Genomic DNA, 12,012 nt, shown 5'->3' on the forward strand with positions numbered 1-12,012 from the left:
GACTCATGATCCGCACCAGACGCCGCCTGCTCGCGGCCGGCTCTCTCATCGCCCTCGGCGGCCTCGCGCTCACCGCATGCGCCGGAGGGTTCGACGACGCCGAGAGCGCATCGGGCGACAGCAGTGGTGCGCCGACGACCATCGTCGCCGCCCTGCCCACCGACCCCACATCGATGGATCCCCTGCAGTCAGGGTCGCTCGTCGTGCTGTCGGTGTTCTTCCACACCTTCGACCAGCTCGTCACGATCACGCCCGAGGGCGACCTCGAATCCCGCCTGGCGAAGGAGTGGACCCCCAACGACGACGTCACGCAGTGGGACTTCGTGCTGAACGAGGGCGTCACGGCGAGCAACGGCGAGGCCATCACGGCCGAGGACGTGGTGTTCTCCTACGAAACGATCCTCGGAGACCCGGCGAGCGAGAATCACGCATACCTCAGCTCGCTCGCGTCCGTCGAGGCCGTCGACGAGCACACCGTGAGGTTCCACCTGACGGCGCCGTTCTCGGCGTTCCCGCGCAACACGTCGCTGATCTCGATCGTGCCCGCCGACACGTACGAGGAGATGGGCGCGTCGGCGTTCGCGCAGGATCCCGTGGGATCCGGCCCCTACGTGTTCGAGAGCGTGCAGAAGGGCGTCGCCTACGACCTCGCGCGCAATGACGACTACTGGGGGCAGGCGCCGGCGATCGAGTCGATCTCGATGCAGCCCGTGGCCTCCGACGAGTCGCGCGTGAACGGCGTGCTGTCCGGCAGCCTCGACGTCGCACAGATCGGGCCCACGCAGGTGTCGAGCGTCGAGGACGGCGCGCAGGCGCAGGTGCACTCCGAGCTGTCGAACGGCGTCGTCTTCCTCGGGGTGAACTCGACGCAGGGCCCGCTGGCGGATCCGCTGGTTCGCGAGGCGGTGTCGCTGGCCATCGACAAGGAGGCGATCTCCGACAGCCTGCTGATGGGCCTCGCCGAGCCGGCCACCGCGATGCTCGCGCCCGCCGTCGAGGGATTCTCCGACGAGGTCACCGATACCGGGTACGACCCCGATCGCGCGCAGGAGCTGCTCGATGAGGCCGGGTACTCCGGGGCGACGATCGACTTCGACTACGCGACAGACGGGCGGATCCCCCTGTCATCGGAGGTGGCGCAGACCGTGCAGGCCTCTCTCGAGGATGTCGGATTCTCCGTGCAGATGAACGGCTCCGACCAGGAGAGCCACACCCTGAAGGTGCGCAACAAGGAGTTCACCGGCATCTACCTCAACACCTGGGCGCCCTCGACCGTCGACGGCGACCTGCCGCTGACCGACTTCTATGAGCCCGACGGCAACAACAACTACGCGCAGGATCCGCGCACCGCGGAGCTCGCGGTCGAGCAGCGCGGTGTCGTCGGCGAGGAGCGCGAGGCGGTGTTCCGCGAGCTGCTGCAGTACAGCAACGACGAGGGGTACTTCGTGCCGCTGTATGTTCCGATGAACAGCTTCGCGACCGACCCGGCGCTGCAGTTCACCCCGCGGGCCGACGGCCAGTTCGACTTCCACGAGACGAGTTTCGAATGACGCTTCTGGCCGACGTTCGACCCTGGGGCGGCGAGCGCTCCGACGTGCTGATCTCGCAGGGGAGGATCTCCGAGATCCTCCCCGCCGGGACCGGGTCGGCTTCGCCCGACACGGTCGACGGCCGCGGACGGATCCTCCTGCCCTCGTTCAGCGATGTGCACGTGCATCTCGACTCCTCGCGCATCGGGCTGCCCTTCCGGCCCCACACCGGCGCACCCGGCGTGTGGAACATGATGCTCAACGACCGGAACCACTGGCGCGACGCGGAGGAGAGCATCGCGTGGCGCGCGACCGAGACGCTGGGGCGGATGATCGCCCGCGGCGCGACGCAGGTCCGCACCTACGCGCAGGTCGACGTCGACACCGGGCTCGAGAAGCTCGACGGCGTGCTCGCGGCGAAGGAGACGCACGCCGAGCGGGCGGACGTCACGATCATGGCGTTCCCGCAGGCCGGCCTCCTGCGCGAGGACGGATCCGCCGACGTGCTCGCGCGGGCGATGGAGAACGGCGCGGACGTCGTCGGCGGCATCGATCCGTGCGCGCTCGATCGCGACCCCGCGAAGCACCTCGACATCGTGTTCGACCTCGCCGAGCGCTTCCACGCGCCGATCGACATCCACCTGCATGAGCCCGACCAGCTCGCGAAGTTCTCGACCGAGCTGATCCTCGAGCGGATCCGTGCGCTCGACATGCGCGGACGCGTCACGATCTCGCACGGCTACGGACTCGGGAAGCTCCCGGAAGCCGAGCTGCGACCTCTGCTCGAGCAGTTCCGCGAATGGGACGTCGCGATGGCCACCATCGCCCCGACGACGTCGCTGCCCACGCTGCTCCTCGCCGAGCACGGGATCCGGCTGGGGCTCGGACAGGACGGGCAGCGAGACTACTGGTCGCCCTACGGCAACTGCGACATGCTCGACCGCACGTGGCAGCTGGCGTTCACGAACGGCTTCCGTCGAGACGACCACATCGAACACGCCGTCGCGATCGCGACGATGGGAGGCCGTGCGGTCCTCGGCACCGCGCCGACGCTCGCCGGGGTGGAGGATCGACCGGGCCTCGCCGTGGGAGATCCCGCCGATCTCGTGCTGGTGGCGGGCGACACGGTGACCGCCGCCGTGATGGACCGCGACCCCGACCGCACGGTGCTCCATCGCGGCGTCGTGGTGGCCGACGGGCTCGAACTCGTGGGCGCGGGCGCATGACGCTCGTCCTCACCGCGTCTCAGCTGGAGGGGCTCGTCGATCGGCGCGCGACGGTCGACGCCGTCGGGCTGATGTTCGAGGAGATCGCCAAAGGGGCGGCGTCGCAGCCGGCGCCCACGTCGATGCAGACGGCCGCCGACACGGGCCGGTACGTGCTCATGTCGGCGGCCTCGGATGCGACGGGGACCGCGGCGGTGAAGCTGCTCGCGGATGTGCCGGAGAACGCGGCGCGCGGCCTGCCCACGCAGCGCTCGACGATCCTGGTCGTCAGTCGGCGCGACGGAGAACCGCTCGCTGTGCTGCACGGGGGAGTGCCGACGCGCGTGCGCACCGCGGCCGCGAGCGCCGTGGCCACGCGGGCGCTCGCCCGGCCCGACAGCCGTGTGCTGGGTCTCGTCGGCGCCGGCGCGCTCGCCCGCGAGCATCTGCACGCGATGCGCGGCACGTGCGCATTCGATCGCGTCGTCGTGTGGTCGCGCACCGCCGCGCGTGCGGAGGCGCTCGCCGCGGACGCCCCGGGGTTCGACGTCGACGTCGTGGGCACGGTGGAGCAGGTGTTCGCCGCCGCCGACGTCGTGTGCACGCTCACCCCATCGACCGCTCCGATCGTCCAGGGGGAATGGGTGCGGCCAGGCCAGCACCTGAACATCGTCGGCGCGCGCCCGCGTCCCGACGAACGCGAGGTCGACGGGGACACGATGGCCCGCGGCGCGATCTGGGTCGACGACATGGCGACGGCCGAGACCAAATCCGGCGATCTCCTGCTCGCCGTCGCGGAAGGGCGGGTCGCGCTGTCCGACGTCGTGGGCACCGTCGGCCAGGTGCTCGCGGGTCAGCGTCGCGGACGCGGATCGGACGCCGAGGTCACCCTGTTCGACTCCGTCGGCATCGGCGCCCAGGATCTCGCGATCGCCGACCTGCTCGTGCGCGCCGCGCGCGCTCAGGGCATCGGCCACGAGATCGACCTGAGCGGCTGAGCGGCGCTCCCCGTCCCGCCCGTCCGCCGATTCCACGAAGCAGGTACCCGCCATGCGCATCACCGCCATCAATCCCAACACCTCACGCGCGTTCACCGACGCGGTCGCCGCCGCCGCCCGCGAGGCGGCTGGGCCGGGGGTCGAGATCGTCGCCGTCTGCCCCGCACCGGGGCAGGGGCCGGACGCCGTCGAGTCGCACAACGACGAGATCGCCGCCGCGCGCGCCGTCGCCCGCCTCGTCCAGGAGGACCTCGCGTCCGGCGGCAGCGACGCGTACGTCGTCGCCTGCTTCGGCGACCCCGGTCTCGATGCGGCTCGTGAGCTCGTGGACGTCCCCGTGGTCGGCATCGCGGAAGCCGCGATGCATCTCGCGGCGGTGGCGGGGCGCCGGTTCGCCATCATCACGACGCTCTCGCGCACGATCGGCCGGGCGAAGGATCTGCTCGCGCGATACGAGTTCGAGAAGGCGTGCGCGGCGGTGCACGGCACGGAGATCCCCGTCCTCGAACTCGAGCGCGCCGGCGCGGACGCGGTCGCGGAGGTGCTCGCGTGGTGCGAGCGCGCCGTCCGCGACGATGGCGCCGACGTCATCGTGCTCGGGTGCGCGGGGATGGCCGAGCTGACGACGACGCTGCGTGCGCGGCTCGACGTCCCCGTCGTCGACGGCGTCGCCGCGGCGACGGGGGTCGCACTCGCGATGGCGAGGGCGGGAATCGGCACGAGCAAGCGCCAGGAGTACGCCGCCCCGCCCACTCGCGAGCCGGCGGCGCTCGCGGATGCGTGACCGGGGCGTTCGAATGTCACACGTCGCAAGTACCGTGGGAGCCGTGACAGCAGACGCTCCGACATCGACGTCCATCGCCGCCCGGCGCGCCTTCGTGAACGGGTCCTTCCGGCCTGCCACGGTGCGCATCGCCGACGGCCGCATCAGCGGAATCGGCCGCTTCGACGATCAGGCGGATGTCGTCGTCGACGATGCGCATGTCCTCCTGCCCGGCCTCGTCGACACCCACGTGCACTTCAACGAGCCGGGCCGCACCGAGTGGGAGGGCTTCGCGACGGGTACGGCCGCCGCGGCCGCGGGCGGTGTCACGACGGTGGTCGAGATGCCGCTCAACTCCATCCCCGTGACGACGACGCCCGAGGCGCTCGGCGCCAAACGGCAGGCGGCGTCGGGGCAGCTCGCGGTCGACCTCGCCTACTGGGGCGGCGCCGTGCCCGAGAATCTCGGCTCACTCGGCGCGCTGCTCGATGCGGGCGTCGTGGGCGTCAAGTGCTTCCTCGCTCCCAGCGGCATCGACGAGTTCGGCCATCTCGACGGCGCGCAGGTCGAGCAGGCGCTCACCGAGCTGGTGTCGCACGACGGCCTTCTCATCGCACACGCCGAGCTCGAGGCGCACCTGGGCGAGGCATCCGGATCCGTGTTCGCCGACTTCGTCGCCTCGCGCCCTCCCGAGGCCGAGGTCGAGGCGGTGAAGCTCGTCGTCGAGGCCGCGCGTCGCACGGGCGCGCGCGTGCACATCGTCCACGTCTCGGCCGCCGAGACGCTCGACGTCGTGCGTCAGGCGAAGGCCGACGGCGTCAGGATCACGATCGAGACGTGCCCGCACTACCTCGCGCTCGACGACGCGACCGTGCCGGACGGGCAGGGGCGGTTCAAGTGCTGCCCGCCGATCCGCGACGGGAAGAACCAGGACGTGCTCTGGCGGGGCGTCCTCGACGGCACGATCGACGCGATCGTCAGCGACCACTCGCCGGCGACGGCCGAGCTGAAGAACGATCCCGACCTCGGCACCGCGTGGGGCGGCATCTCGGGCGCGCAGACGGGGCTCGCGGTCGTGTGGTCCGAGGCCAGACGCCGGGGCGTCGACCTCGAGCAGATCCTGCCGCTCTTCACCACGGGGCCCGCGGGCATCGTGCGCCTCGAGCGCGGCGCGATCGAACGCGACGCTCCTGCGCACCTCGCGGTCTTCGATCCCGAGGCCGCGCACACGCTCGCCGAAAGCGATCTCGAGTACCGCAGCAAGGTGTCGCCGTGGGTCGGCGCCGAGCTCACGGGCGCCGTCGTCCGCACCTACCTGAACGGCGAGTGCGTCTACGCGCGCGGCGAGGGAGTCCTCTCGCGGTCGGGTCGCGAGGTGTTCCCCGACGACGAGGGGGCTCTCGAGGGGTACGTCCAGCTCGGACTGGGCACGCTGCCGGCGCCGGAGGTCGGGTGATGGCCGCCGAGATCGCGCACAACAGGTACGGCACGGGCGACGAGGTCCCGGCGTTCGCCGACCTGCCCATCCTCCAGCCGCACGCCGACATCCCCGCCGGCGCGACCTACCTGAGCGCCGAGCCCGCGCATGTGCTCTGGGGCCGCCTGCCGTGTCAGGCCGACGCGCCCGTGCTCGCGATCGCGTCGGGCGACCAGGTCGTCATCGACACGGTCAGCCACGAGGGCGTCCTTCCCGATCAGGGGCAGGATCCGCGAGCCTTCTTCGCCGCCCACGGCGTCCCCGATCATGCCGTGCTCGACGACGCGGCGGAGATCGCCGCGTCGAGCCCGCGCGACCCCCTCGCCGACGGCCCGCACGTCGTCACGGGCCCGATTCACGTCTCGGGCGCGCATCCCGGCGACCTCCTGCGCATCACGGTCGATCGCCTCACGCCGCGGGTCCCCTACGGTGTCATCAGCAACCGACATGGCAAAGGCGCGCTGCCGGGGCAGCTCCCGCGCGACGGATCCACCGTCAGCGTCTTCGCCGCCGTGGAGGAGCGGGCCGGCCGGCTCGTCGGCACGCTCCCGCGCACCGAGGGATCCGCCCGCGACGTGGCGTTCCCGCTCGCGCCGTTCCTCGGCACGATGGGCGTCGCTCCCGCGAGCGACGAGCGCCCGCACTCCGTGCCGCCGAGCGAGTTCGGCGGCAACATCGACATCAGGCTGCTCGTCGAAGGCACGCAGCTGTTCCTCCCCGTCCAGGTCGCGGGTGCCCTGGCGTATGTCGGCGACCCGCACTTCGCACAGGGCGACGGCGAGGTCGCCCTCACCGCGCTCGAGGCGTCGCTGCGCGCGACCCTCACGTTCGACGTCGTTCCCGCAGCCGAGGCACGGCGAGAGTTCGGCGAGCTGACAGGGCCGCTTGTGCGCACCCCCGAGTACCTCGTGCCGACGGGCCTCGACCCCGATCTCGACGAGGCCATGCGCAAGGCCGTGCGCGCGGCCATCGACCTCATCGGCGCACGCTGGGGCATGGACGAGCACCTCGCCTACGCCTATCTGTCGGCCGCGACCGACTTCGACATCTCGCAGGTGGTCGACATCACCTGCGGTGTGCACGCCCGCATCCGAGAGGCCGACTTCGCATGACCCACGAGATCCCCGGGGCGGCCGATGTTCCCGCCGACCTCCTCGACGCGTTCCTCGCCTACGAGCGAGCGATCATGTCGAACGACCTCGACGAGCTCGACCGCTGGTTCCTCGACGACCCGCGCACGATGCGCGGCGACGACGCGGGCCTCCTTGTGGGGCACGAGGCGATCAGCGCGTTCCGCGGCCTCCGCGGCGGCGTTCCCGCTCGCGACATCGAGCGGATCGAATACCGCGCGCTCTCCGACGACACGGCGCTGATCGTCTCCGTCTCGCTGTTCCGCATCGGCGGACGCGGCCTGCAGACGCAGGTGTGGCGGCATACGCCCGACGGCTGGCGCATCACGTCGGCGCACGTGTCCGGGCGGCCGCAGCCGCTCAACCGGGCGATGTGGCGCACCGTGGGCGATCCGCTTCTCCATGAGGAGCGGAGCGGGCCGCTCGCGCACATGACCGTCGCCGTCAAGGACCTCTTCGCGATCCAGGGCTACCCCATCGGCGCCGGCAACCCCACCTACCTCGACACCGTCGCGTCCGAGCCGCGCACGGCCCCGGCCGTCACGGATCTGCTGCGAGCGGGCGCCTCGCTGCGCGGCATCGCCCGCACCGACGAGTTCGCCTACTCGGTCGCCGGCGACAACGCGCATTACGGCACGCCGCCCAACGGGGCGGTGCCCGGAGCCCTCCCCGGCGGATCCTCGTCGGGGCCCGCGAGCGCGGTCGCCACCGGCCAAGCCGACATCGGCCTCGCGACCGACACGGCCGGATCCATCCGCGTCCCCGCGTCGTATCAGGGGCTCTGGGGCCTGCGCACGACGCACGGTCTCGTGCCCCGCGCGGGCCTGCTGCCCCTCGCGCAGTCCTTCGACACGATCGGCTGGATCACGCGCGACGGCGGCACGCTCCAGAAGGTCGCCGACTGGTGCCTGTCCTACGGCGGATCCGACTCGACCGAGCGCGTCTACGGAGAATCCGGATCCGATCTGCCGTGGCGATTCCGGGTGCCGAACGAGGCGCTCGCGATGCTCGAGCCCGCCACGCGCGAGGCGTTCGAGCTGTTCCTCGATGCGCTCGACGCCCCCCTCGAACGGGTCGACATCGGCGCGCTCGCTGACTACCAGGAGCCGTTCCGCCTCGTGCAGGCCGCCGAAGCCTGGCGCAACCACGGCGAGTGGATCCGCGAGCACCCCGGAGCGCTGGGGCCGGCCATCGACGCGCGCTTCCGCGCCGCCTCCCGTGTCACGACCGAGGACGAGGAGCAGAGCCGGGCTGCGCTGGGGCCGCTCACGCAGCGCCTCGACGTCCTCGTCGCGGATGCGCAGCTGCTGATCCCGACCGTCCCGGGGCCCGCGCCGATGCGCACGTCCGACGGCGCGAAGGTCGACGCCGTGCGCACGGCCACGCTGCGTATGACAACGCCTGTCGCCGTCGCCGGCATCCCCGCGCTGTCGATTCCGCTCCTCACGACGCCGTCGCAGCTCGGCCCGGCGCCCGTCGGCATCTGCGTCGCGTCGCGTGCCGAGACCGACATCGCACTGGTCCGCCTGGGGCGAGAGCTCGCCGCATCCGTCGAAGGAACCTCCGCATGACGCACATCGCCCCGCTCGAACCGCCCCACCGCCTCCTCATGGGGCCCGGCCCCATCTCGGCGCACCCCCGCGTTCTGCGGGCGATGTCCTCGCCCCTCGTCGGCCAGTACGACCCCTTCATGACCGACGCGATGGGCGAGGTGCAGCGCCTCTACCGCGAGGTGTGGGCGACCGAGAACGAGCAGACGTTCCTCGTCGACGGCACGTCGCGCGCGGGCATCGAAGCCGCCATCACGTCGCTCGTGCGCCCGGGCGAGAAGGTGCTCGTGCCCATCTTCGGCCGGTTCGGTCACCTGCTCGCCGAGATCGCCGAGCGCGCCATGGCCGACGTCCACCGCATCGAGGTGCCGTGGGGGCAGATCGTGCCGACGTCGATGATCGAGGAGGCCGTCGCGCGGGTGAAGCCCACGCTGCTCGCCCTGGTGCAGGGCGACACCTCGACGACGATGAACCAGCCGCTCGACGAGATCGGCACGATCTGCCAGAAGCACGGCGTGCTGTTCTACTCCGACGCGACCGCATCGCTCGGAGGCAATGCGTTCGAGGCCGACGCATGGGGCCTCGATGCGGCCACGGCGGGCCTGCAGAAGTGCCTCGGCGGGCCCAGCGGATCCGCCCCGATCACGCTCTCGGAGCGCGCCGTCGAGGTGATCGGATCGCGCAGGCGCATCGAAGCCGGAATCCGCGAGATCGGCGACGAGAGCGCCGCCGACTTCGTGCGCTCGAACTACTTCGACCTCGGCATGATCATCGACTACTGGGGCCCGCGCCGCCTGAACCATCACACCGAGGCGACGAGCATGCTCTATGCGGCACGCGAGTGCGCGGCCGTGCTCCTGTCTGAGGGGCGCGACGCGGTCATCGCGCGCCACGAGGCCGCGGGGCGCGCGATGCTCGCGGGTGTCGAGGGGCTCGGGCTCGCGGTCTTCGGCGACGTCGCGCACAAGATGAACAACGTCGTCGCCGTCGAGATCCCCGACGGCGTCCCCGGCGACGAGGCGCGGCAGGCGATGCTCGACGACTTCGCGATCGAGATCGGCACGTCGTTCCGTCCGCTGCATGGCCGCGTCTGGCGCATCGGCACGATGGGCTACAACGCGCGGAAGGACGCGGTCCTCACGACCCTCGCCGCGCTCGAGCAGGTGCTCCGGCGATACATCTCGGTGCCCGCCGGCGGCGGTGTCGCCGCAGCGGCCGACGTCTTCCGCGGAGCCGCCGCATGACGCCCGCTGCCGCGCTCGGGCGCCTCGCCGACATCCCGCCCGGGGCCTTTGCGACCGCTGCGCGCCGCATCATGAGCCGCTGCGACGAGCTCGCGCGCGTCTCGGCAGACGACGGCCAGATCACCCGCGTCTACCTGTCGCCCGAGCACGCGCGCGTCAATCGGCTCGCGGCCGAGTGGATGCGCGAAGTCGGCATGACGACGCGCCTCGACGCGGCAGGCAACCAGCTGGGGGTGCTGCCCGCGGCCGACCGCGATGCGCCGACGCTCATGCTCGGATCCCACCTCGACACGGTCATCGACGCGGGGCGCTTCGACGGGATCCTCGGCGTGCTCATGGGCATCGAGCTCGCGCGCCTGCTGCGCGTGCCCGGCGGCGACGACGGCGTCTGGTACAGCCCGTTCCCGTTCGGCATCGAGGTCGCCGCCTTCAGCGACGAGGAGGGAACGCGCTTCGGCAAGGCGCTCCTCGGATCCTCCGCCGTCGCGGGGGAGTGGGACGAGGACTGGTGGCAGCTCGCCGACGACGACGGCATCACGCTGCGCGAGGCGTATCGCGAGTTCGGCCTCGACCCCGGACGCATCGGCGAGGCGGCGCGCACGAGCGAGCAACTCGTCGGATACCTCGAAGCGCACATCGAGCAGGGGCCCGAGCTCGATCGTCGCGGGGAGTCGCTGGCGGTCGTGTCGTCGATCGCGTCGGCGCGCCGTTTCCAGGTCGTCGTCGAGGGCGAGGCCCGGCACGCGGGCGGCACCCCCTACGACATGCGCCGCGACGCGCTCCTCGGCGCCAGCGAAGCGGCCCTCGCCGTCGAGCGGATCTGCTCGGGCGAGCATCACATCATCGGCACGGTCGGGCAGCTCGAGGCGTTCCCCGGCGCCGTCAACGTCGTGCCGGGCGAGGCGCGCTTCAGTCTCGACCTGCGCGGCGAGTTCGACGGCGCGCGCGATACCGTCTGGGAACGCATCAGCCATGACCTCGACGACATCATGGGCCGCCGCCGTCTGCGCTGGCGCGCCCGCGAGGTACACTCCGCGCCGGCGATGTTCTGCGACCCGCTGCTGCAGGATGTGATGCGGGCAGGCATCGGATCCACCCTCCCGGCGCATGCCGAGGATCCGATCACGCTGTTCAGCCCCGCGGGCCACGACGGCATGGCGATCGGATCCGTCACCCCCGTCGGCATGCTGTTCCTCCGCAACCCCGACGGCATCAGCCACCACCCCGATGAGGCGGTGAGCGCCGCCGATGTCGCGACCGGCCTGCGCGCGTTCGCGGAGGCGGTCGCCCACCGGGGCGCCGAAGTGGCCGCGTAGCCCGAGCGCGCTGCCGAGGCAGCCGCTGCTCTCGCGTTGTGATCGGCCGTCGTGCGCGACATGATCGGAGCGGATCCCCCTTTCGACGACAGAGGAGACGCCATGGCCTTCCCAGGAACGATCACCGTCACGACGCCCGACTTCGCCGATCGCACGCGCATGCCCGATCGGTTCGCCGCCGAGCACGAGGACATCGCGCCGATGATTGAGGTGTCGGGAGTTCCGTCCGAGGCGGTCGAGCTCGCGCTCATCTGCCACGACCCCGACGCGCCGATCCCGTTCGGCTGGACGCACTGGACGGTGTTCGGCATCGCGCCCGATCAGACCACGATCACGGCCGAATCGGGCCGCGAGGGCGTGACGACGAAGGGCGAGGCCGGCTACTCGGGTCCGCTTCCCCCTCCCGGCCACGGCGACCACAGCTACTACTTCTGGGTCTACGCACTGAGCCGCCGGGTCGAGGGCGAGCCGACCCGCGAGGAGTTCCTCCGCGACTACGCCGATGCGGTCATCGAGCAGAACCGCGTGATCGGCATCTACTCGCGCTGACCGCCCGCCCGTGTCCCACAACACGCCGTCACGGCGCACGGGTGACGGCGTGTTGCGGGACACGAGCGCAGGCTCCCTACCGGTGCGTGTCCCAGGACATGCCGTCACGCCTGGAGGGTGACGGCGTGTTGTGGGACACGGTGTGGACCCTTGCCCGCTCATGTCCCGAGACATGCCGTCATGGCGCACGGGTGACGGCGTGTCGTGGGACACGGTGAGGTCCTTGCGGGTGCGTGTCCCAGGACATGCCG

Annotated in this window: 10 protein-coding genes; all 10 read left to right on the plus strand. The window is 71.7% G+C overall.

Annotated features, from left to right (window positions below):
* Positions 1-5: 5 nt before the first annotated feature.
* The 10 genes from KOL93_RS08720 (at position 6) to KOL93_RS08765 (ending at position 11,761) form a co-directional block, all read left to right on the plus strand.
* A complete protein-coding gene (locus tag KOL93_RS08720) occupies positions 6-1,550 on the plus strand; it encodes an ABC transporter substrate-binding protein (protein WP_221584948.1) in 1,545 nt (514 codons plus the stop codon).
* Positions 1,547-2,755: an amidohydrolase family protein gene (locus KOL93_RS08725; protein ID WP_221584949.1), complete on the plus strand. Its 1,209-nt coding sequence runs from the start codon at positions 1,547-1,549 to the stop codon at positions 2,753-2,755. Before KOL93_RS08720 ends, KOL93_RS08725 begins: the two co-directional genes overlap by 4 nt.
* The gene (locus KOL93_RS08730; protein ID WP_221584950.1) at positions 2,752-3,732 is read left to right on the plus strand and encodes an ornithine cyclodeaminase family protein; all 981 of its coding nucleotides are present in this window, start codon (positions 2,752-2,754) and stop codon (positions 3,730-3,732) included. The genes KOL93_RS08725 and KOL93_RS08730 overlap by 4 nt, the downstream gene beginning before the upstream one ends.
* Positions 3,733-3,784: 52 nt before the next feature.
* Positions 3,785-4,516 (plus strand): aspartate/glutamate racemase family protein, encoded by a 732-nt coding sequence (locus KOL93_RS08735; RefSeq protein WP_221584951.1) that lies wholly within the window; start codon positions 3,785-3,787, stop codon positions 4,514-4,516.
* A gap of 43 nt (positions 4,517-4,559) precedes the next feature.
* Positions 4,560-5,951, plus strand: a complete 1,392-nt coding sequence (gene allB / locus KOL93_RS08740; RefSeq protein ID WP_308291585.1) for an allantoinase AllB — start codon at positions 4,560-4,562, stop codon at positions 5,949-5,951.
* Entirely contained in the window at positions 5,951-7,084 is a 1,134-nt protein-coding gene (locus KOL93_RS08745) for an acetamidase/formamidase family protein (RefSeq protein ID WP_221584953.1), read from the plus strand. The genes allB and KOL93_RS08745 overlap by 1 nt, the downstream gene beginning before the upstream one ends.
* Positions 7,081-8,673, plus strand: coding sequence for an AtzH-like domain-containing protein (locus tag KOL93_RS08750; RefSeq protein WP_221584954.1), 1,593 nt, complete (start codon positions 7,081-7,083; stop codon positions 8,671-8,673). Before KOL93_RS08745 ends, KOL93_RS08750 begins: the two co-directional genes overlap by 4 nt.
* On the plus strand, positions 8,670-9,896 hold the full coding sequence (locus KOL93_RS08755) for a pyridoxal-phosphate-dependent aminotransferase family protein (protein ID WP_260406154.1): 1,227 nt from the start codon (positions 8,670-8,672) through the stop codon (positions 9,894-9,896). Before KOL93_RS08750 ends, KOL93_RS08755 begins: the two co-directional genes overlap by 4 nt.
* A complete protein-coding gene (locus KOL93_RS08760; protein ID WP_221584955.1) occupies positions 9,893-11,212 on the plus strand; it encodes an allantoate amidohydrolase in 1,320 nt (439 codons plus the stop codon). The genes KOL93_RS08755 and KOL93_RS08760 overlap by 4 nt, the downstream gene beginning before the upstream one ends.
* Before the next feature lie 102 nt (positions 11,213-11,314).
* Positions 11,315-11,761, plus strand: coding sequence for a YbhB/YbcL family Raf kinase inhibitor-like protein (locus KOL93_RS08765; protein ID WP_260406160.1), 447 nt, complete (start codon positions 11,315-11,317; stop codon positions 11,759-11,761).
* Positions 11,762-12,012: the final 251 nt, after the last annotated feature.

It is taken from the genome of Microbacterium salitolerans (assembly GCF_019720895.1).
GTDB lineage: Bacteria > Actinomycetota > Actinomycetes > Actinomycetales > Microbacteriaceae > Microbacterium.